Source organism: Pseudomonas sp. CHM02, assembly GCF_000612585.1.
Classification (GTDB): Bacteria; Pseudomonadota; Gammaproteobacteria; order Pseudomonadales; family Pseudomonadaceae; genus Aquipseudomonas.
Map to the genome: position 1 here is coordinate 20,032 of NZ_JFCA01000060.1, position 19,697 is coordinate 39,728.

At 61.1% G+C, this 19,697-nt stretch carries 17 protein-coding genes and 2 pseudogenes; 13 read left to right on the top strand and 6 right to left on the bottom strand.

Annotated elements, in window-relative coordinates; translation table 11 throughout:
- Positions 1–2 precede the first annotated feature (2 nt).
- Genes BM70_RS0127150 through BM70_RS0127160 form a run of 3 tightly spaced genes read left to right on the top strand, consistent with a single transcriptional unit; the run spans position 3 to position 3,675 of the window.
- Positions 3–509, top strand: a complete 507-nt coding sequence (locus tag BM70_RS0127150; protein WP_025858941.1) for a (2Fe-2S)-binding protein — start codon at positions 3–5, stop codon at positions 507–509.
- A complete protein-coding gene (locus tag BM70_RS0127155) occupies positions 506–1,495 on the top strand; it encodes a xanthine dehydrogenase family protein subunit M (protein ID WP_025858942.1) in 990 nt (329 codons plus the stop codon). The genes BM70_RS0127150 and BM70_RS0127155 overlap by 4 nt, the downstream gene beginning before the upstream one ends.
- Positions 1,492–3,675 carry a xanthine dehydrogenase family protein molybdopterin-binding subunit gene (locus tag BM70_RS0127160; RefSeq protein ID WP_025858943.1) on the top strand — a complete coding sequence of 728 codons (2,184 nt, stop codon included), beginning with the start codon at positions 1,492–1,494 and terminating at the stop codon, positions 3,673–3,675. Before BM70_RS0127155 ends, BM70_RS0127160 begins: the two co-directional genes overlap by 4 nt.
- Positions 3,676–3,810: 135 nt before the next feature.
- Here BM70_RS0127160 and BM70_RS0127165 read toward each other — a convergent pair whose 3' ends face one another.
- Positions 3,811–5,049, bottom strand: coding sequence for an MFS transporter (locus tag BM70_RS0127165; RefSeq protein ID WP_025858944.1), 1,239 nt, complete (start codon positions 5,047–5,049; stop codon positions 3,811–3,813).
- A gap of 317 nt (positions 5,050–5,366) precedes the next feature.
- Between BM70_RS0127165 and BM70_RS0127170 the strand changes: the two are divergent.
- Positions 5,367–6,779, top strand: a pseudogene (locus tag BM70_RS0127170) (cytochrome ubiquinol oxidase subunit I); the annotation flags it as partial.
- Here the strand turns inward: BM70_RS0127170 and BM70_RS34065 are convergent.
- A pseudogene (locus BM70_RS34065) lies at positions 6,693–6,902 on the bottom strand (hypothetical protein); the annotation flags it as partial. The pseudogenes BM70_RS0127170 and BM70_RS34065 sit on opposite strands and share 87 nt — an antisense overlap.
- On the opposite strand from BM70_RS34065, the gene cydB reads away from it, so the two are divergent.
- Entirely contained in the window at positions 6,808–7,815 is a 1,008-nt protein-coding gene (gene cydB / locus BM70_RS0127175; protein WP_025858946.1) for a cytochrome d ubiquinol oxidase subunit II, read from the top strand. The pseudogene BM70_RS34065 and the gene cydB sit on opposite strands and share 95 nt — an antisense overlap.
- Positions 7,816–7,827: 12 nt before the next feature.
- Positions 7,828–7,995 carry a DUF2474 domain-containing protein gene (locus BM70_RS32790; protein ID WP_010206690.1) on the top strand — a complete coding sequence of 56 codons (168 nt, stop codon included), beginning with the start codon at positions 7,828–7,830 and terminating at the stop codon, positions 7,993–7,995.
- Positions 7,996–8,061: 66 nt separating this feature from the next.
- Here the strand turns inward: BM70_RS32790 and BM70_RS0127185 are convergent, their stop codons facing one another.
- Both BM70_RS0127185 and BM70_RS0127190 read right to left on the bottom strand, forming a co-directional pair.
- Positions 8,062–9,186 carry a class I SAM-dependent methyltransferase gene (locus BM70_RS0127185; protein WP_025858947.1) on the bottom strand — a complete coding sequence of 375 codons (1,125 nt, stop codon included), beginning with the start codon at positions 9,184–9,186 and terminating at the stop codon, positions 8,062–8,064.
- Positions 9,187–9,343: 157 nt separating this feature from the next.
- Positions 9,344–10,054, bottom strand: a complete 711-nt coding sequence (locus tag BM70_RS0127190) for a LuxR family transcriptional regulator (RefSeq protein ID WP_025858948.1) — start codon at positions 10,052–10,054, stop codon at positions 9,344–9,346.
- 381 nt (positions 10,055–10,435) lie between these two features.
- Between BM70_RS0127190 and BM70_RS0127195 the strand changes: the two genes are divergently transcribed.
- Positions 10,436–11,212: a ferredoxin--NADP reductase gene (locus BM70_RS0127195; RefSeq protein ID WP_025858949.1), complete on the top strand. Its 777-nt coding sequence runs from the start codon at positions 10,436–10,438 to the stop codon at positions 11,210–11,212.
- A gap of 43 nt (positions 11,213–11,255) precedes the next feature.
- On the opposite strand, the gene mscL is transcribed toward BM70_RS0127195, so the two are convergent.
- Positions 11,256–11,675 carry a large-conductance mechanosensitive channel protein MscL gene (mscL, locus tag BM70_RS0127200; RefSeq protein ID WP_025858950.1) on the bottom strand — a complete coding sequence of 140 codons (420 nt, stop codon included), beginning with the start codon at positions 11,673–11,675 and terminating at the stop codon, positions 11,256–11,258.
- A 287-nt stretch (positions 11,676–11,962) separates the two neighbouring features.
- Here mscL and katB point away from each other — a divergent pair, with 287 nt between their 5' ends.
- The 3 genes from katB (at position 11,963) to radA (ending at position 15,554) form a co-directional block, all read left to right on the top strand.
- Entirely contained in the window at positions 11,963–13,504 is a 1,542-nt protein-coding gene (gene katB, locus BM70_RS0127205) for a catalase KatB (RefSeq protein ID WP_025858951.1), read from the top strand.
- A gap of 107 nt (positions 13,505–13,611) precedes the next feature.
- Positions 13,612–14,151 (top strand): ankyrin repeat domain-containing protein, encoded by a 540-nt coding sequence (locus tag BM70_RS0127210; protein ID WP_025858952.1) that lies wholly within the window; start codon positions 13,612–13,614, stop codon positions 14,149–14,151.
- A gap of 35 nt (positions 14,152–14,186) precedes the next feature.
- Positions 14,187–15,554: a DNA repair protein RadA gene (gene radA / locus BM70_RS0127215; protein WP_025858953.1), complete on the top strand. Its 1,368-nt coding sequence runs from the start codon at positions 14,187–14,189 to the stop codon at positions 15,552–15,554.
- Positions 15,555–15,668: 114 nt separating this feature from the next.
- Here radA and BM70_RS0127220 read toward each other — a convergent pair whose 3' ends face one another.
- Positions 15,669–16,037, bottom strand: coding sequence for a PilZ domain-containing protein (locus tag BM70_RS0127220; RefSeq protein WP_025858954.1), 369 nt, complete (start codon positions 16,035–16,037; stop codon positions 15,669–15,671).
- 174 nt (positions 16,038–16,211) lie between these two features.
- Here BM70_RS0127220 and BM70_RS0127225 point away from each other — a divergent pair, with 174 nt between their 5' ends.
- The 3 genes from BM70_RS0127225 (at position 16,212) to yjiA (ending at position 19,605) form a co-directional block, all read left to right on the top strand.
- The gene (locus BM70_RS0127225) at positions 16,212–18,278 is read left to right on the top strand and encodes a carbon starvation CstA family protein (RefSeq protein WP_025858955.1); all 2,067 of its coding nucleotides are present in this window, start codon (positions 16,212–16,214) and stop codon (positions 18,276–18,278) included.
- Between the two features lie 15 nt (positions 18,279–18,293).
- Entirely contained in the window at positions 18,294–18,491 is a 198-nt protein-coding gene (locus tag BM70_RS0127230; protein WP_003194308.1) for a YbdD/YjiX family protein, read from the top strand.
- 154 nt (positions 18,492–18,645) lie between these two features.
- The gene (gene yjiA / locus BM70_RS0127235; RefSeq protein WP_025858956.1) at positions 18,646–19,605 is read left to right on the top strand and encodes a GTPase; all 960 of its coding nucleotides are present in this window, start codon (positions 18,646–18,648) and stop codon (positions 19,603–19,605) included.
- The last annotated feature ends 92 nt before the right edge of the window (positions 19,606–19,697 follow it).

Consider the following 19,697-nt stretch of genomic DNA (forward strand, 5'->3'; position numbering starts at 1 on the left):
TTATGAGCGCGACCCCCAATGGCGCGGCGGCCCAACCGTTCGTCAGCCACTCGATACGCCTGAGCCTCAACGGCCAGGATCGCCAACTGGACGTGTTGCCCTGGACCACGCTGCTCGACCTGTTGCGCGAGCAACTCGACCTGGTCGGCAGCAAAAAAGGTTGCGACCACGGCCAATGCGGCGCCTGCACGGTGTTGCGCGACGGCAAACGGATCAACGCCTGCCTGACCCTGGCGGTGATGTGCGATGGCGCCGAGCTGACCACCATCGAAGGCCTGGCCGACGGCGACCAACTGCACCCGATGCAGCAGGCGTTCATCAAGCACGACGCTTTCCAGTGCGGTTACTGCACGCCCGGCCAGATCTGTTCCGCCGTCGGCCTGGCCAATGAAGGCCGCGCCCATGATACCGCCCAGATCCAGGAACTGATGAGCGGCAACCTGTGTCGCTGCGGCGCCTACAGCAATATCCGCGATGCCATTGAAGACGTCGTGGGAGGTGAGCAATGAACCCCTTCCACTACAGCAAACCGGCCGACGTACAAGAGGCCGTGCACCTCAGCAGTGGCGCCTCGCGCTTTATTGCCGGTGGCACCAACCTGCTGGACCTGATGAAAGAAAACATCAGCCGCCCCGATCACCTCATCGACATCACCGGCCTGCCGTTGCATGACATTCAGGAGACGACCGACGGGGGACTGTTGATCGGCGCCCTGGTGAGCAATGCCGACCTGGCCTGGCACCCGTTGATCGAACAGCGTTACCCATTGCTGTCCCAGGCCATTCTGGCCGGCGCGTCGCCGCAACTGCGCAACATGGCCAGTACCGGCGGCAACCTGTTGCAGCGCACGCGTTGCTACTACTTCTATGACGCCACTGTGCCGTGCAACAAGCGCGAGCCCGGCAGTGGCTGCCCGGCGCGCACCGGCTTGAACCGTATCCATGCGATCCTCGGCGCCAGTGAGCAGTGCGTCGCCACCCACCCTTCGGACATGTGCGTTGCCCTGGCGGCGCTGGAGGCGCGGGTGCATGTCGAAGGCCGTGGCGGTGCGCGGATCATCGAGTTTGCCGATTTCCATCGCCTGCCCGGCGATACCCCGCAACGGGACAACCTGCTGGCCGACGATGAGCTGATCACGGCCATCGAGTTGCCCGCTGATAACCTGGCGAGCCATAGCAACTATCTGAAAGTCCGCGACCGCGCTTCTTATGCCTTCGCCCTGGTGTCGGTTGCGGCAGCGCTTGAACTGGACGGCGATACCATCGTCGACGCACGTCTGGCCCTCGGCGGCGTAGCCCATAAACCCTGGCGTGACCGTGCAGTGGAAGCCGGGCTGATCGGCCAGGTGGTCAGCCGCGAAACCTTCAGCCACGCCGCCGATGCCCTGTTGCAAGACGCCGAGCCGCTGGAGCACAACGGTTTCAAGATCAAGCTGGCACGCCGGGGGATCATTCGTGCCCTGAGTGACGCCGCTGTCGCAGGAGAGCGCCCATGACCGCTATCGGCAAACCGTTGGACCGGGTCGACGGTCTGCTCAAGGTCACCGGCCAGGCGCGTTATGCCGGTGAGTTTCCTGAAGATGGCCTGCTGCATGGCAGCGTGGTGTCGAGCACCGTCGCCAAGGGCCGTGTGCTGCGCATCGACGCCTCCAGGGCGTTGGCGTTGCCGGGTGTGGTGGCGGTTATCCATCACCTCAATCGGCCGAAAATCGCCAGCTACGACGACGCTTTCCAGGACGCCGACGCCGCCGACGGCTCGCCGTTTCGACCGCTGTACAACGATCGCGTGCTGTACAGCGGCCAGCCCATGGCGTTGGTGATCGCCGATAATCTTGAACTGGCGCGGCATGCCGGTTCCCTGGTGGATATCGAGTACGCAACCGAAGCCTTCGAAACCGACCTGCTGGCCCAGCAGGAACAGGCGCATGCCTCGCCGCAAACCCCACCCGCGCCGCGTGGTAACTTCCAGGCCGAATGGACCGGCGCCGCCGTCAGCCTGGATCTGCACTACAGCACGCCCATCGAGCACCACAACCCGATGGAGCCACACGCCAGCACGGTGCTGTATCAGCCGGACGGCACCCTGCATATCCATGACAAGACCCAGGGCCCACAGAATTGCCAGGCGTATGTGCAAAACGTCTTTGGCCTGGATAAAAGCCAGGTGCGCATCTTCGCCGCGTTCGTCGGCGGTGCCTTTGGCTCCGGTTTGCGCCCGCAGTACCAGTTGCCGCTGGCGGTGATGGCGTCCCTGGCGCTCAAGCGCTCGGTACGCGTTACCTTGACCCGCCAACAGATGTTCACCTTCGGCTACCGCCCGCGCACCTTACAGCGCTTGCAAATGGGGGCCGCCGCCGACGGACGCCTGCTGGCATTGGGGCACACCGCCATCGGCCAGACCTCGCGATTCGAGGATTTCAGCGAGCATGTGGTGGAGTGGAGCGGCATGCTCTACCACTGCGACAACGTGCAGCTGACCTACAAGCTGGTGCCACTGGACGTGTTCACCCCCCTGGACATGCGCGCCCCTGGCGCGGCCCTTGGGGTGATCGGCCTGGAGTGCGCCATGGATGAACTGGCCTGCGCCCTGGGCATCGACCCGGTGCAACTGCGCCTGATCAATTACGCCGAGCGCAACCAGAACGAAGACAAACCCTGGTCGAGCAAGGCCCTGCGCGAATGCTACAGCGAAGGTGCCGAGCGTTTTGGCTGGCGCCAGCGCAACCCTGAACCGCGCAGCATGCGTGACGGCCGCCAGTTGATCGGCTGGGGCATGGCCGGTGGTGTGTGGGAAGCCATGCAGATGAAGGCCAGCGCCAGGGCGCGTATCGACGCCCAAGGCAAGCTGACGGTCAGCAGCGCCACCACCGATATCGGCACCGGCACTTACACGGTGATGACCCAGATCGCGGCGCAGGCCAGTGGTGTGGCGGTCGAGGACGTCGTCTTTCTGTTGGGGGATTCATCATTACCCACCGCGCCGCTGCAGGGCGGCTCGTTTACCGTGTCCTCCGTGGGCACGGCCGTGCAGCAAGCCTGCGAAGCGCTGACCGCCAAACTGCTGGCCATCGCCCGGCAGACGTACCCGGTGTTCAAGGACGCCGAATCCGTACGCTTCGAAGACGGACAGCTGCATACCGGTGATGTGAGTGTGTCGCTGGCGCAGTTGGTCAAGGACAGCGGCGCAGACGCTTTGGAAGTGCAGGTCGACAGCGAGCCCGACAAAAAGCGCGAGGGCTACAGCACCGCCACCCATTCGGCGGTATTTGTCGAGGTGCAGGTGGATGAGGACCTGGGCACGATCAAGGTCCGCCGCGTGGTCAGCGCGATTGCCGCCGGGCGTGTCGTCAACCCGAAGATGGCGCGCAGCCAGATCCTTGGCGGTGTGGTCTGGGGGATCGGCATGGCCCTGCACGAAGAGACCCAGATCGACCATCAACTGGGGCGCTACATGAACCACAGCCTGGCGGAGTACCACATCCCGGTAAACGCGGATATTGGCGAGATCGACGTGGTGTTTGTCGAGGAGCATGACGAGATCGTCAATGCCCTGGGGTCCAAGGGGGTGGGGGAGATCGGGATAGTCGGGGTGGCAGCGGCGGTGGCGAATGCGATTTATCACGCCACCGGCAAGCGGGTGCGGGAGTTCCCGATCACCTTGGATAAGGTCCTCTGACCCGGACCTATGACCCACTGAAAATCAACTGTGGGAGCTGGCTTGCCTGCGATGGCGGTGTATCAGCCAGTGATGCGTTGACTGATACACCGCCATCGCGGGCAAGCCCGGCTCCCACAGGTAGTGAGGCATGCCTTAGACGTTGGGCTCTTCGACCGGCACATGCATGCGGTCGCGGTTGGCCAGGGTCGGAAACAGTTTGATCCACACCCCGGTCACCACCAGCGTACCGATCCCGCCCATGACCACGGCGGGCACGGTGCCGAACCAGTGGGCGGTGATGCCCGATTCGAACTCGCCCAACTGATTGGACGCACCGATAAACAAGCCGTTGACGGCACTGACGCGCCCGCGCATTTCATCCGGGGTTTCCAATTGCACGAAGGAGGCGCGAATGACCATGCTGATCATGTCCGCCGCCCCCAGCACCACCAGCACCGCCAGGGAGAACCAGAACGACGTGGACAGGCCGAAGGCGATGGTCGCTACGCCGAACACGCCCACGGCGGTGAACATCACACGGCCGACATGCCGGTCCACCGAGAACCGCGCCAGCCACAGCGACATCAACAACGCCCCCACGGCTGGCGCCGAACGCAGCAGGCCCAGGCCCCAGGCACCGGTCAGCAGGATGTCCTTGGCAAACACCGGCAGCAACGCGGTGGCGCCGCCCAGCAACACCGCGAACAGATCGAGGGAGATGGCGCCGAGGATGTCCGGACGGCTGCGGATAAAACGGATGCCGGCCAACAACGAATCCAGGGTGGCCTTGCCTTTGTTGAGCGGGGTCTGGCGGGCGGGCAGATTGAGGGTCAGCACGCAGGCAATGAGGTACAGCGCCACGGTCGGGCCATACACCCAGACGCTGCCAAAGGCGTAGAGCAAACCGCCGAGGGCCGGGGCGACGATGGTTGCCAACTGCTGGGCCGACTGCGACGAAGCTACCGCACGCGGGAACAACGCGCTGGGCACGATACTCGGCAGCAGGGCCTGGGTGGTGGGCATTTCAAACGAACGCGCGGCGCCGAGCAGGAAGGCGAGGATAAAAATCATCTCGCGGGTCACATTGCCGGTCAGGCCGCCAATGGCCAGGGAGAGGGCAATCAGCGCCTGCACGGTCTGGCAGATCGCAGCGACCTTGCGTCGCTCATAGCGGTCGGCCACGTGGCCGGTGTGCAACATGAACAGCACGCGTGGCACGAACTCCACCAGGCCGACCAACCCCAGGTCCAACACATTGCCGGTCAGCTGGTAGAGGTTCCAGCCGATGGCCACGGTGAGCATCTGGAAGCCGCTGGCGGTAAAGATGCGCGCCAGCCAGAACGCGATGAAAGGGCGGTGGTGACGCAACAGCAGCGCGGGTTCACTAGGCATCGGGGATTCAGGTCAGGGCCGGAGGAAGCGCCGAGATTATCACTAAGTTGTAACAGATAGTTGCAACAACTGAGCTGAGGCAGTCTGTCACGCGGCAAAAGACCACACAGTTCAATCCTGAAAATGGGACTACTCTTTCAGCAATGCTTGATCCAGATCAATGTCCGCCCGGGCATCGACCTGGCGGCCCCAGGGCCAGATTCCCTACGTGGTTGGTTAAAAAAGAAACGAATTGAAATTCGCCAGACTCCATATCCGTGGGGGCAGTGGGTGCAGGCTCCCGCCAGCAGCCGGTATTACCTGACAGAGGAAGACTTATGTTCGGTTTGGAGGCGCTAGATCTCGCCCGAATTCAATTTGCGTTCACCATCTCTTTCCACATCCTGTTCCCGGCGATCACCATCGGCCTGGCAAGCTACCTCGCGGTGCTGGAAGGCTTGTGGCTCAAGACCCACAACGACACCTACCGTGACCTCTACCACTTCTGGTCGAAGATCTTTGCCGTCAACTTCGGCATGGGCGTGGTCTCCGGCCTGGTCATGGCCTACCAGTTCGGCACCAACTGGAGCCGTTTCTCGGACTTCGCCGGCGCCGTCACCGGTCCGCTTCTGACCTACGAAGTGCTCACGGCCTTCTTCCTCGAAGCCGGTTTCCTCGGCGTGATGCTGTTCGGCTGGAACAAGGTCGGGCGCAACCTGCACTTCTTCTCCACCGTGATGGTGGCCGTGGGTACGCTGATTTCCACGTTCTGGATCCTCTCGTCCAACAGCTGGATGCAGACGCCCCAGGGCTTCGAGATCATTGATGGGCGCGTGATTCCGACCGATTGGTTCGCCGTGGTCTTCAACCCGTCGTTCCCGTATCGCCTGGCACACATGGCCACCGCGGCTTTCGTGGCCACCGCGTTCTTCGTCGGCTCCTCGGCGGCCTGGCATCTGCTGCGCGGCAAGGACAACCCGGCGATCCGCAAAATGCTCTCGATGGCGATGTGGATGGCCCTGATCGTCGCGCCTATCCAGGCGGTGATCGGCGACTTCCACGGCCTCAATACCCTGAAGCACCAGCCGGCGAAGATTGCCGCGATTGAAGGCCACTGGGAAAACATCGGCAACGAACCGACGCCGTTGATCCTGTTTGGCTGGCCCGACATGAAGGCCGAGAAAACCAAGTACGCGGTGGAAATCCCGTACCTGGGCAGCCTGATCCTCACTCACTCCCTGGATAAGCAGGTGCCGGCCCTCAAGGAGTTCCCACCCGAAGACCGCCCTAACTCGACCATTGTGTTCTGGTCGTTCCGGGTCATGGTCGGCCTGGGCTTCCTGATGATTTTCACCGGCCTGTTCAGCCTTTGGCTGCGCCGGGGCGACAAGATGTACACGTCCAAACCGTTTCTGTACCTGGTGTTGTGGATGGGGCCGTCCGGCCTGATCGCGATTCTCGCCGGCTGGTTCACCACCGAGATCGGCCGCCAGCCGTGGGTGGTCTACGGCTTGATGCGCACGGCGGATGCTTCGTCCGGGCATAGCCTGGCGCAGATGACGATCACCCTGGTGTTGTTCGTGGTGGTGTACTTCGCGCTATTTGGTGCGGGCCTGGGCTACATGATGCGCCTGGTGCGCAAAGGGCCTCAGACCCACGAAGGCAGCGAACCCACCCACGGTGGTCCTGGCCAGAAACGCACGCCGGCTCGTCCTTTGTCTGCCGCTGATGATGGCAGCGACGACGACCACGCGCACATCCAGCACAAGGGGAATTGAGATGGGTATTGATCTTCCGCTGATCTGGGCCGTGATCATCATCTTCGGCATCATGATGTACGTGGTCATGGACGGCTTCGACCTGGGGATCGGCATCCTGTTTCCGTTTATCCCGGGCAAGTCCGACCGTGACGTGATGATGAACACCGTGGCCCCGGTCTGGGACGGTAACGAAACCTGGCTGGTATTGGGCGGTGCGGCGTTGTTCGGCGCGTTCCCGCTGGCCTATTCGGTGGTGCTGTCGGCGCTGTACCTGCCGCTGATCCTGATGCTGATCGGGCTGATCTTCCGCGGTGTGGCCTTTGAATTCCGCTTCAAGGCCAAGGACCACAAGCGTCACCTGTGGGACAAGGCCTTCATCGGTGGTTCATTGGCAGCGACGTTCTTCCAGGGTGTGGCGCTGGGGGCGTTCATTGATGGCATCCCGGTGGTGAACCGCCAGTTCGCCGGCGGTTCGCTGGACTGGCTCACGCCGTTCACGATGTTCTGCGGCGTGGCGCTGATCGTGGCCTATGCGTTGCTCGGCTGCACCTGGCTGATCATGAAGACTGAAGGCCCGTTGCAGGAGAAGATGCACAACCTGGCGCGGCCATTGGCCTTCGTGGTGCTGGCGGTGATTGGCATCGTGAGCATCTGGACACCGCTGACGCACCCGGAAATCGCCTCGCGCTGGTTCACCCTGCCGAACCTGTTCTGGTTCCTGCCGGTGCCGATCCTGGTGTTGGTGACCCTGTACGGGCTGTTCCGCGCGGTGGCACGTAATGCGCACTACACGCCGTTCCTGCTGACGCTGGTACTGATCTTCCTCGGCTACAGCGGCCTTGGGATCAGCCTGTGGCCGAACATCATCCCGCCATCCGTATCGATCTGGGATGCTGCCGCGCCGCCGCAAAGCCAGGGCTTCATGCTGGTGGGCACGTTATTCATCATCCCGTTCATCCTGGGCTACACCTTCTGGAGCTACTACGTGTTCCGCGGCAAGGTCACCCACGAAGACGGTTATCACTAGGAGGGTCGTTCCATGTCCGGCAAACCTTCGTTGCACGAGATTGAACAGGCCGAGAAACAGCCGTTGTGGCGGCGCCTGGGGTGGCTGGCGATGATCTGGACCGGCAGTGTGCTGGCCCTGTTCGTCGTGGCCAGCCTGATGCGCATGTTCATGAATGCGGCCGGCCTGACCACCCACTGACATCCCGATCCGGGCTTCGCGGTCCGGCTTTTCAACCCTGCTTTTCGCAAGAGAAGCAGGGTTTTTTTATTTGCGCGCCTTGAGGATCACGAATTTAGGCGTGGTGGCGACTTGCTCGACACCCCGGAACAAGCGCGCCAGCTTGGTGTGATAACCCAGGTGCCGATTGCCGACTATATAGAGGGCGCCACCCACCACCAGCGCTTCACGCGCCTGCTGGAACATGCGCCAAGCGAGGAAATCCCCGACCACCTGTTGCTGGTGGAAAGGCGGATTGCACAGCACCACGTCCAGGGATTGTGGCGCTTGCCCGGCCAGGCCATCGGCGGCGCGCACGATGACATCGCGTTCACCGAGTGCAGCGTGCCAATTTTCGGCTGCCGATTGCACGGCCATGTAGGACTCATCCACCAACGTGTACTGTGCCTCGGGGTTTTGCAGTGCGCTGGCAAGCGCCAATACGCCGTTGCCGCACCCCAGGTCGGCCACTCGGGCACTGCCCAGGTTCTTCGGCAGATGCGGCAGGAACGCGCGGGTGCCGATGTCCAGGCTTTCGCGGCAGAACACATTGGCGTGGTTCAGCAGCTCGATGGCCGGGGTGTCCAAGGTGTAGCGGGTGGGGTAGGGCGAGACGGCGGCGGGGCGATCTTCAGCGGTGGCGATCAGCAGCCGGGCCTTTTTTACCGCGAGCGACGCGTGCATCGGGCCGATATAGCGTTCCAGCAACTCACCCGCCGCCCGTGGCAAGTGCTTGATCATCGCTCCGGCGATCACTTCGGCGCCCGGCGCCAGTTGGCCCTGCAAGCGGATCAACTGTTCTTCCAGCAGGGCCAGGGTTTTCGGCACACGGATCAGCACGCGATCAAAAGGGCCGACGGGGACCTGGCTGGCGGGGATGAAGGCCACCGCATCAAAAGCCTTGCCGTTGCGCACCAGGTTTTTCTCCAGGCCCTGGGCGGCCAGGAACGAATCACCACTGGAGGTTACCTGCACCCGCCCCTGAAGGCTGGCCGCCAGGGCGCCGAAGCTGTCATTGAGTACCAGCACGCGAGTATCGGCGGTCGGTTGCTGTTCGGCCAAATGGCTGAGCAGGTACTCATCGGCGGCATCGAAGGCTTGCAGCGGATCGTTATGTTGCTCTGGCTGGCGGATCAGATCGAGCTGGGCGAAGGGGCTGTCGAGCAGGGGCATGGCGGGGGAGGCTCTGGGTAAACGATGGGTGTTCGGCACTGGCCAGCCGAACCGTCTGAGTGAACTACGAGCGGAGCCGGGGGCTGCCCTGCACTCAGAATGGGTCATAAATGTTACGTTTTTTTCGGAGGGATTACATGCGCTGTTTCAGCGTCGGTTAAAAAAACCCCGCTTTGGAGGCGCAGAGAACGGCCGCAATCTTGTTGTTGACCCCCAGCTTCTTGAACGTACTGCTGATATGAAAGCCCACGGTGCGCTCGGACAGGCACAGGATCGTGGCGATGTCCGAAGCCGTCTTGCCCATGGCTGACCACTTGAGGATTTCCGTTTCCCGTGGCGTCAGCTTACTGGGTGGATTGACACTGGGCTTGCCGACGAATTTTTGCGCGACTACGGCATGCAAGGCATGGCACAACCACAGTACTTGCCCCGCCTTCTCGTACAACTCTTGTGGGCTGACATCGCCGCAGCCACGGCTCAGGGTCAGCATGCTGAACACGCCCTGGAAGTCATGCACCGCTTGGGTCCATCCCACGTTAACGCCAAAGGTCTGGGCCAAAGACCATATGCTGGGTGCGTCTTTAAAGGTTTTTTCTTCCCAGACAATAGGCAGCACGCACTCCTTGCAGCGTTTGACGATGGGGTCTACATCGAAGAAGTGTCCTCGTTCATACAGCGAAGTCCATTCATTCGGATAATTGCTGAGCTCAAATGGATTGGTCTGGTGGTTGGGGAGTTGGGAACTCATCTTGAAGGAGCAGTATTGGAAGCCGAGTTCGTACGCTTTGTTGATGACCATATCAAATGCACTGGTAATCTCGTTCTCGCCTTCCAGTTTACGGAGCGGGGTGTTGCGCCAATTAACCATTGGTGAATCTCCATGGGGGGTCGCTGACTTGGGGTACTTCCTGAACCCCCAGAGCTGCACGGAAATGAGTGTAGGACAACGGCTACATAGTGAGAGGAAAATTTCGCTCTTGTGTGACTGGGTTTTAATAATTTTTCTGCCAGAAAGTTAGTTAGCTTGGTAAGCGATTAGTTGGGAATTCTCGGTTTATTAGTGGGTTGAAGCGCCTGTAAAAATCAACTAACAACTTGGTAATAAAACTGTGCTAGAGGCTAGTAGCGAATTGATTGGCGGTGAAATTGATTTGCCATCATGGCGTGCTGCCCGATGCCACTACCAACCGTAGGTGTTTCCGCACGCGACTTTGAGGGACACTAGGGCACCTGTAGAACGGAGCCCCCCATGACGGCCAGTGCTGAGAAATTTACCCGCCAGACCTTGCTCGACGTGCAATCGCTGACCCCCAGCCTGTTTACCCTGCGCACCACCCGTGACCCGGGCTTTCGTTTTACCGCAGGCCAGTTTGTACGCCTGGGAGTGACCAAGGCGGACGGCAGCACCGTATGGCGCGCCTATTCCCTGGTGTCCTCTCCGTTTGACGAGCACTTGGACTTCTTCTCGATCGTGGTCCCGGACGGTGAGTTCACCAGTGAACTGAGCCGCCTGCGAGTGGGTGATACCTTGATGGTGGAGCGCCAGGCTACCGGGTTCCTGACGTTGAACCGGTTCATCGATGGCCGTGATTTATGGATGCTGGGCACCGGCACCGGGGTGGCGCCGTTCTTGTCGATCCTGCAGGACTTCGAGGTCTGGGAAAAATTCGAACGCATCATCCTGGTGTACAGCGCACGTGAAGCCAAGGAGTTGGCTTACCAGACACTGATCAAGACGCTGGGCGAGCGCGAGTACCTGGCTGAATACGCGCATAAGCTTACCTATGTCCCTACCGTCACCCGTGAGCAACATCCGGGCGCGCTGAATGGGCGCATCACCACACTGATCGAAAATGGCGAGCTGGAACGCGCGGCGGGCGTTGAGCTGACCCCGGAACATTCCCGCGTGCTGATTTGCGGCAACCCGCAGATGGTCGATGACACGCGCCAGTTACTCAAGCAGCGCGACATGAACCTGAGCTTGAGTCGCCGCCCAGGCCAGGTGGCGGTGGAAAACTACTGGTAATAAAAAAGGCGCCTCAAGCAGGCGCCTTTTTTCAAGCCGATGTTTACTGAAGCGGCTTGTCGTTCTGTGCCTTGAGCAGATCGCGGATCTCACCCAGCAACACTTCTTCCTTGCTCGGCGTCGGCGGCAGGCTTGGCGCCACGGCCTCTTCACGCTTCAGGCGATTGATCGCCTTCACACCCATGAAGATCGCGAACGCGACGATCACAAAGTCGATGACGCTCTGGATGAATTTGCCGTACGCCAGCACAACCGCCGGCACATCGCCTTGCGCTGCCTTGAGCGTTATCGCCAAGTCACCGAAGTCCACGCCACCGATCAACAGACCAATAGGCGGCATCACCACGTCGCCTACAAACGAGGAAACAATTTTGCCGAAGGCTGCACCGATGATGATACCGACGGCCATGTCGACCACATTACCTTTGACCGCGAAGGCCTTGAACTCACTGATCACGCCCATAGGTTATTCCTTGTTACAGATGAGAAGGGTGGAACCCAGTGTAATTCAGTCGTAGCAGGCTTGCCCGACACAACTGCTAACACTGTTGGTTTTTATCGACACATTAAATCGCAAATAGTTTGCAAAGTGCCATCAATCGCGCGCGGAATACGCGTGATATCAGTGGGTTACCACCTTATTTTATTAATCGGGTTGGTACGGCTTTTCTATTTATCTTCTGACTCTTGGGTCACTAGCCTCTGGCAAGCACAACTGAATGTGCACTAAAAAAACCAGAGGACACCTCGATGAAGAATCCAATGAGTCGCAGGCCTGTTTCAGCGCGATCCGCGCTGGTACTGGTGACTGCCAGCCTGCTTTCCCTGTCAGTGCAAGCCGCCAACCTGACCCGCGATAACGGCGCCGCGGTGGGTGATAACCAGAACTCGCAGACCGCCGGCGCCAATGGCCCGGTGCTGTTGCAAGACGTGCAACTGATCCAGAAATTGCAGCGTTTTGACCGCGAGCGCATCCCCGAGCGCGTGGTACACGCCCGTGGCACCGGCGCCCACGGCACCTTCACCGTCACTGACAACCTCAGCGACCTGACCAAGGCCAAGGTGTTCGCGGCCGGCGAAACCACGCCCGTGTTCGTGCGCTTCTCCGCCGTCGTCCATGGCAACCACTCCCCGGAAACCCTGCGCGACCCACGCGGCTTCGCCACCAAGTTCTACACCGCCGATGGCAATTGGGATCTGGTGGGCAACAACTTCCCGACGTTCTTCATCCGTGATGCCATCAAGTTCCCGGACATGGTCCACGCCTTCAAGCCGGACCCGCGCACCAACCTGGACGACGACTCCCGTCGTTTCGACTTCTTCTCCCATGTGCCCGAAGCCACTCGTACGCTGACCGAGCTGTACTCCGACTCCGGCACCCCGGCCAGCTACCGGGAAATGGACGGCAACGGCGTGCACGCCTACAAGCTGATCAACGCCAAGGGCGAAGTGCACTACGTCAAGTTTCACTGGAAGAGCCTGCAAGGCATCAAGAACCTCGATCCCAAGCAGGTCACCGAAGTGCAGGGCCGCGACTACAGCCACATGACCAACGACCTGGTCACCCATATCAACAAGGGCGACTTCCCCAAGTGGGACCTGTACGTGCAGGTGCTCAAGCCTGAAGACCTGGCCACGTTCGACTTCGACCCGCTGGACGCCACCAAGATCTGGCCGAATGTGACCGAGCGCAAAGTCGGGCAGATGGTGCTGAACCGCAACCCGGCCAACGTGTTCCAGGAAACCGAGCAGGTGGCCATGGCCCCGGCCAATCTGGTGCCCGGTATCGAACCGTCGGAAGACCGCCTGCTGCAAGGCCGGGTGTTCTCCTACGCCGACACGCAGATGTACCGCCTGGGCGCCAATGCCCTGCAACTGCCGATCAACGCCCCACGGGTGACCGTCAACAACGGTAACCAGGACGGCGCGATGAACCTCGGCAAGACCACCACCGGTGTGAATTACCAGCCAAGCCGCCTGCTGCCACGGGAAGAGCCGCAAACCGCGCGCTACAGCCAGTCGGCACTGTCGGGCAGCACCCAGCAGGCGAAGATCCAGCGCGAGCAGAACTTCAAGCAGGCCGGTGACCTGTACCGTTCCTTCAACAAGAAAGAACGCCAGGACCTGATCGACAACTTCGGTGGCTCGCTGGCGACCACCGATGACGAGAGCAAGCACATCATCCTGTCGTTCCTCTACAAGGCCGACCCGGAGTACGGCACTGGCGTGACCAAAGTCGCCAAGGGTGACCTGGCACGGGTGAAGGCGCTGGCGGCAAAACTCACCGACTAACCACGCAACCCCCTATGTAGGAGTCGGCTTGCCGGCGATGGCGTCCTCGAATACGCCATCGCCGGCAAGCCGGCTCCTACAAAAGAGGGTAATACGGAGGATTGGCTATGCGAATTTTCATAGGCGCTGTGTTGGCATGCCTGGCGCTCGGCGCGTGGGCCGAACCGGCCGACCCTGCGAAGCTCAAGACACAACTGCAGGACTATTACTTCGACGCCGCCCGCCGTGGCGACCTCGACATGCTCAACACCTTCATCGACGCGGGCTACAGTCTCAACACCCAGGACGACAAGGGCTACACCGCGCTGATCCTTGCCGCCTACCACGGCCAGGGCGCGTTCGTGGAGCGCCTGCTCAACGCCGGTGCCGACGCCTGCGTGCAGGACAAACGCGGCAACACTGCGCTGATGGGCGCGATCTTCAAGGGCGAACTGAACATCGCCCAGCGCCTGCTGGCCACCGACTGCAACCCCGACCAACGCAACGGCGCCGGGCAGACGGCGGCCATGTACGCCGGGCTGTTCAAGCGGATCGAGTTGCTGGACGAACTGAAAGCCAAAGGCGCCGATCTCAACGCCGAAGACCCGGTCGGCAACAGTGCTTCACGATTGGCCAGCGGTGAAATCCGGACCCCGGCGTCGCGCTGAGCTATCATCGCGGTTTTTCGGTTGGAGGTTCTCAAATGGCAAAGGCCAAGCGCATGTACGGCTGCACGGAGTGCGGCGCGACCTTTCCCAAGTGGGCCGGCCAATGCACCGAGTGCGGTGCGTGGAACACCCTGACTGAAACCATGATCGAGAGCGGCGGCGCTGCGGCGCCTACCGGTCGTGCCGGCTGGACGGGCCAGCAGGCGCAGATCAAGACCCTGGCCGAAGTCAGCGTCGAAGAGATCCCGCGCTTTTCCACCGCTTCCGGCGAATTGGACCGCGTGCTGGGCGGCGGCCTGGTGGACGGCTCGGTGGTGCTGATCGGCGGCGATCCGGGTATCGGCAAATCGACCATCCTGTTGCAAACCCTGTGCAGCATCGCCAGCCGCATGCCGGCGCTGTATGTCACCGGCGAAGAATCCCAGCAACAAGTCGCCATGCGCGCCCGTCGCCTGGGCTTACCCCAGGACCAACTGCGGGTCATGACCGAAACCTGCATCGAGAGCATCATTGCCACGGCCCGTATCGAAAAGCCCAAGGTGATGGTGATCGACTCGATCCAGACGATTTTCACCGAGCAACTGCAGTCGGCGCCGGGCGGTGTGTCCCAGGTGCGCGAGAGTGCGGCGCTGCTGGTGCGGTATGCCAAGCAGAGCGGCACGGCAATCTTCCTGGTCGGCCATGTGACCAAAGAGGGCGCACTGGCCGGGCCACGGGTGCTGGAGCATATGGTCGACACCGTGCTGTATTTCGAAGGCGAATCCGACGGGCGCCTGCGCTTGCTGCGGGCGGTGAAGAACCGTTTTGGCGCGGTGAACGAGTTGGGCGTGTTCGCCATGACGGATCGCGGTTTGAAAGAAGTCTCCAACCCGTCGGCGATCTTTCTGACCCGCGCCCAGGAAGAAGTCCCGGGCAGCGTGGTGATGGCCACATGGGAAGGCACTCGGCCGATGCTGGTGGAAGTGCAGGCGTTGGTGGATGACAGCCATCTGGCCAACCCGCGCCGCGTGACGTTGGGCCTGGATCAGAACCGCCTGGCGATGCTGCTCGCGGTATTGCACCGCCATGGCGGTATTCCGACCCACGATCAGGACGTGTTTCTCAACGTGGTCGGTGGGGTCAAGGTGTTGGAGACCGCGTCCGACCTGGCGTTGATGGCGGCAGTGATGTCGAGCCTGCGCAACCGGCCGTTGCCTCATGACTTGCTGGTGTTCGGCGAAGTCGGTTTGTCGGGCGAAGTACGCCCGGTGCCGAGCGGGCAGGAGCGCCTCAAGGAAGCGGCCAAGCACGGCTTCAAGCGCGCGATCGTGCCCAAGGGCAATGCGCCGAAGGAAATGCCCGCGGGGTTGCAGGTGATCGGCGTCACCCGACTGGAACAGGCGTTGGACGCACTCTTCGAGTAGACCCATCCCCTGTAGGAGCCGGCTTGCCGGCGATGGCGGACTGTCAGTGGATGATGTGCAATCTGACCCATCGCTATCGCCGGCAAGCCGTCTCCTACAGGGTTGCGCGGGCAGTCAGCTCGCCAGCAATGCTGCCAACTCCCGGTGCAGTTCCTCCTCGTCACCCAGGTTCAACTCGATCAACCGCCGCAAATGACTGATCGACTCCACGTCGATGTGCTCGCACACAAAACCCAACTGCCCGTGATCGTCGTGGGCGAGTTTTACCTGCATCTTGATATGCGCTTCTGGATCGAGGCGGATATCCACGTCGAACGGCTCATTGGCAATGCCCCGCCAGTCGTCAGGCCGTTGTACCAGTAAACCGTTCAGCGACAAATCCACCAGTTGCACCGGCCAATTCCAGCCGTGTTGTGCAATGGTCGTCCGTGCATCGAAGGCAATACGCCGAAAACGACGGCGATCTGAGGGCTGCTCGCTCATGGTCAAATCCTCTGTGGATAGGAGGATTGTAGCCCCGAGCCATCATTGGGCCTTTATTTCTGTTTTTTTTGCCGCCGCAAGGCTCTAGACCAACGTAGGGGGGTGGCCTTTAAGGCCAGTAGCGCTAAACTCCGGATGGCTGTCCTTTCTGTCCACCCTGGCTGGAATATAAAAATGAAAAATAATAATAGCCTGCTACGCCACCTACCCTGGCTGGTGCTGGCAATCGTAGGAGCGTGCGCCCTGGGCGTAGTGGCCTTGCGCCGCGGCGAGGCGATCAACGCCTTGTGGATTGTGGTCGCTGCTGTGGCCATCTACCTGGTTGCGTACCGTTACTACAGTCTGTTCATCGCGAACAACGTGATGCAACTCGATCCACGGCGGGCCACCCCCGCAGTGCTCAACAATGACGGTCTGGACTATGTACCGACCAACAAACACATCCTTTTCGGTCACCATTTTGCGGCGATTGCCGGTGCAGGCCCGTTGGTCGGCCCGGTGCTGGCGGCGCAAATGGGCTACCTGCCGGGTACGCTCTGGCTGATTGCCGGCGTGGTGCTGGCCGGTGCGGTGCAGGACTTCATGGTCCTGTTCCTGTCCACTCGTCGCAACGGCCGTTCCCTGGGGGACATGGTTCGCGAAGAAATGGGCCGTATTCCGGGGACCATCGCGCTGTTTGGCTGCTTCCTGATCATGATCATCATCCTGGCGGTGCTGGCGCTGATCGTGGTCAAGGCCCTGGCCGAGAGCCCATGGGGCATCTTCACCGTGATGGCGACCATCCCGATCGCGATGTTCATGGGCGTGTACATGCGCTACATCCGCCCGGGCCGCATTGGTGAAATCTCGATCATCGGCGTGCTGTTGCTGCTGGGTTCAATCTGGCTCGGCGGGCAGATTGCGGCTGATCCGACCTGGGCCAAGGCCTTCAGCTTTACCGGCGTGCAGATCACCTGGATGCTGATCGGCTACGGTTTTGTGGCCGCAGTACTGCCGGTGTGGCTGATCCTGGCACCGCGTGACTACCTCTCTACTTTCCTGAAGATCGGCACCATCATCGCCCTGGCGATCGGCATCCTGGTCACCATGCCAGAGCTGAAAATGCCGGCCCTGACCCAGTTCATCGACGGCACCGGCCCGGTATGGAAGGGCGGCCTGTTCCCGTTCCTGTTCATCACCATTGCCTGTGGCGCGGTCTCGGGTTTCCATGCGCTGATCTCCTCGGGCACCACGCCCAAGCTGCTGGATAACGAAGTCAACGCCCGTTACATCGGCTACGGCGCGATGTTGATGGAGTCGTTCGTGGCCATCATGGCGATGGTTGCCGCCTCGGTAATCGAGCCTGGCGTGTACTTCGCCATGAACAGCCCGGCCGCCGTGGTCGGTGGTGATGTGGTGGCTGTAGCGCAAACCGTCAGCAGCTGGGGCTTTGCGATTACGCCTGAGGCGCTGCAAGCCGTGGCTCATGACATCGGTGAAACCACCATCCTGGCACGCGCCGGCGGTGCACCGACCCTGGCGGTAGGTATCGCGCAGATCCTGCACAGTGTGCTGCCGGGTGAAAATACCATGGCGTTCTGGTACCACTTTGCGATCCTGTTCGAAGCACTGTTCATCCTGACGGCGGTCGACGCCGGTACCCGTGCCGGTCGCTTCATGCTGCAAGACCTGCTGGGTTCGTTCGTGCCCTCGCTCAAGCGTACTGAGTCCTGGACCGCCAACCTCATCGCGACCGCCGGTTGCGTGGCGATGTGGGGTTACCTGCTGTACCAAGGCGTGATCGACCCGCTGGGCGGCATCAACACCTTGTGGCCGCTGTTCGGCATCTCCAACCAGATGCTGGCCGGTATCGCGCTGATGCTCGCCACCGTTGTGCTGATCAAAATGAAACGCCAACGCTACATTTGGGTGACCATGCTGCCGGCTGTCTGGCTGCTGATCTGCACCACCACTGCGGGCTTCATCAAGCTGTTCGACGCCAACCCGGCGATCGGCTTCCTGTCGCTGGCCAAGAAGTACAGTGATGCACTGGCCAATGGTCAGATCCTGGCCCCGGCCAAGAACGTCGACCAGATGCAGCACGTGATCTGGAACGCCTACACCAACGCAACGCTGACGGCGCTGTTCCTGTTCGTGGTGTTCAGCATCCTGTTCTATGCGCTCAAGGTCGGCGTCGCCGCCTGGGGCAACAAGGAACGCACGGATAAAGAAGCCCCGTTCCAGGCCGTACCGGACGCGTAATCGAGGATTGCAACCATGTTCAATGACATCAGTCGCCTCGGTAAATACCTCGGTCAGGCCGCGCGCCTGATGGTCGGCATGCCCGACTACGACACTTACGTCGAGCATATGCAAACCAAACACCCGGACAAACCGGTGATGGACTACAAGGCGTTCTTCCGGGAACGCCAAGAGGCCCGTTACGGCGGCAAGGGTGGGCCCAAGTGCTGCTGACCCGGTAGTTCGGGTGGCGGTGATCCCTTGTGGGAGCGGGCTTGCTCGCGAAGGCGGTTGTCAGTTGATGTAGGTGCTGACTGATACACCGCCTTCGCGAGCAAGCCCGCTCCCACATTTGTTTGTGTTCCTTCAGTTATAAGGAGAACTGCTTTTGTCCTCTCCCATCCCGGTCACCGTGCTCAGCGGCTTCCTCGGCGCCGGCAAGACCACCTTGCTGCGTCATCTGCTCAAGGCCGAGCATGGCCTTAAAATCGCCGTGATCGAAAACGAATTCAGTGACGCCGGTATCGACACCCAGCTGTTGGGCGCAGAGCCGGTGCAAGTCATGACCCTGTCAAACGGCTGTGTGTGCTGCACCATCCACACCGACCTGACCAAAGCCCTGTACCTGCTGCTCGAACGCCTGGACAGTGGCGAGATCGCCTTCGACCGCCTGGTGATCGAGTGCACCGGCCTGGCCGACCCGGCACCCGTGGCCCAGACCTTTTTCATCGACGAGGACCTGCGCGAGCGCTACATCCTCGACGGGATCATCACCCTGGTGGACGCGGCCCACGCCGAGCACCACCTGACCCAGACCATCGCCCAGGCCCAGATCGGTTTTGCCGACCGCCTGCTGGTGAGCAAACGCGACCTGGTGGATGACGCCACTTTCGACGCGCTGAGCGAACGCCTCACCCGCATCAACCGCCGTGCGCCGATCCGTGTGGTGGACCATGGCAACATCGACCTGGCGGAACTGCTCGATGTGCGCGGTTTCAACCTCAACGCCGGCATGAGCCTGCGCCCAGTGAGCACAGCGCCATCCATCGACCGTATTTCCAGCCTGGTGCTGCGCACCGAAGAGCCGCTGGATATCGACCGGCTCAGCGAGTTCATGAACGAACTGCTGGAAGACCACGGCAAGCAATTGCTGCGCTACAAGGGCGTGCTGAACATTGCCGGCGAAGACCGGCGCATGGTGTTTCAGGGCGTGCTGAAGCTCTACGGGTTCGATTGGGATACCGAATGGGCCGAAGGCGAGGTGCGGGAGAGTGTGATTGTGTTTATTGCCGATGAGTTACCGGAAGACAAAATCCGCGAAGGATTTGCACGGGTTTACCAATCCTGAATTGAAATACGATCAAAAAATGTGGGAGCGGGCTTGCTCGCGAAAGCGGTCTTTCAGTGGATACATGTGCTGACTGAACCACTGCTTTCGCG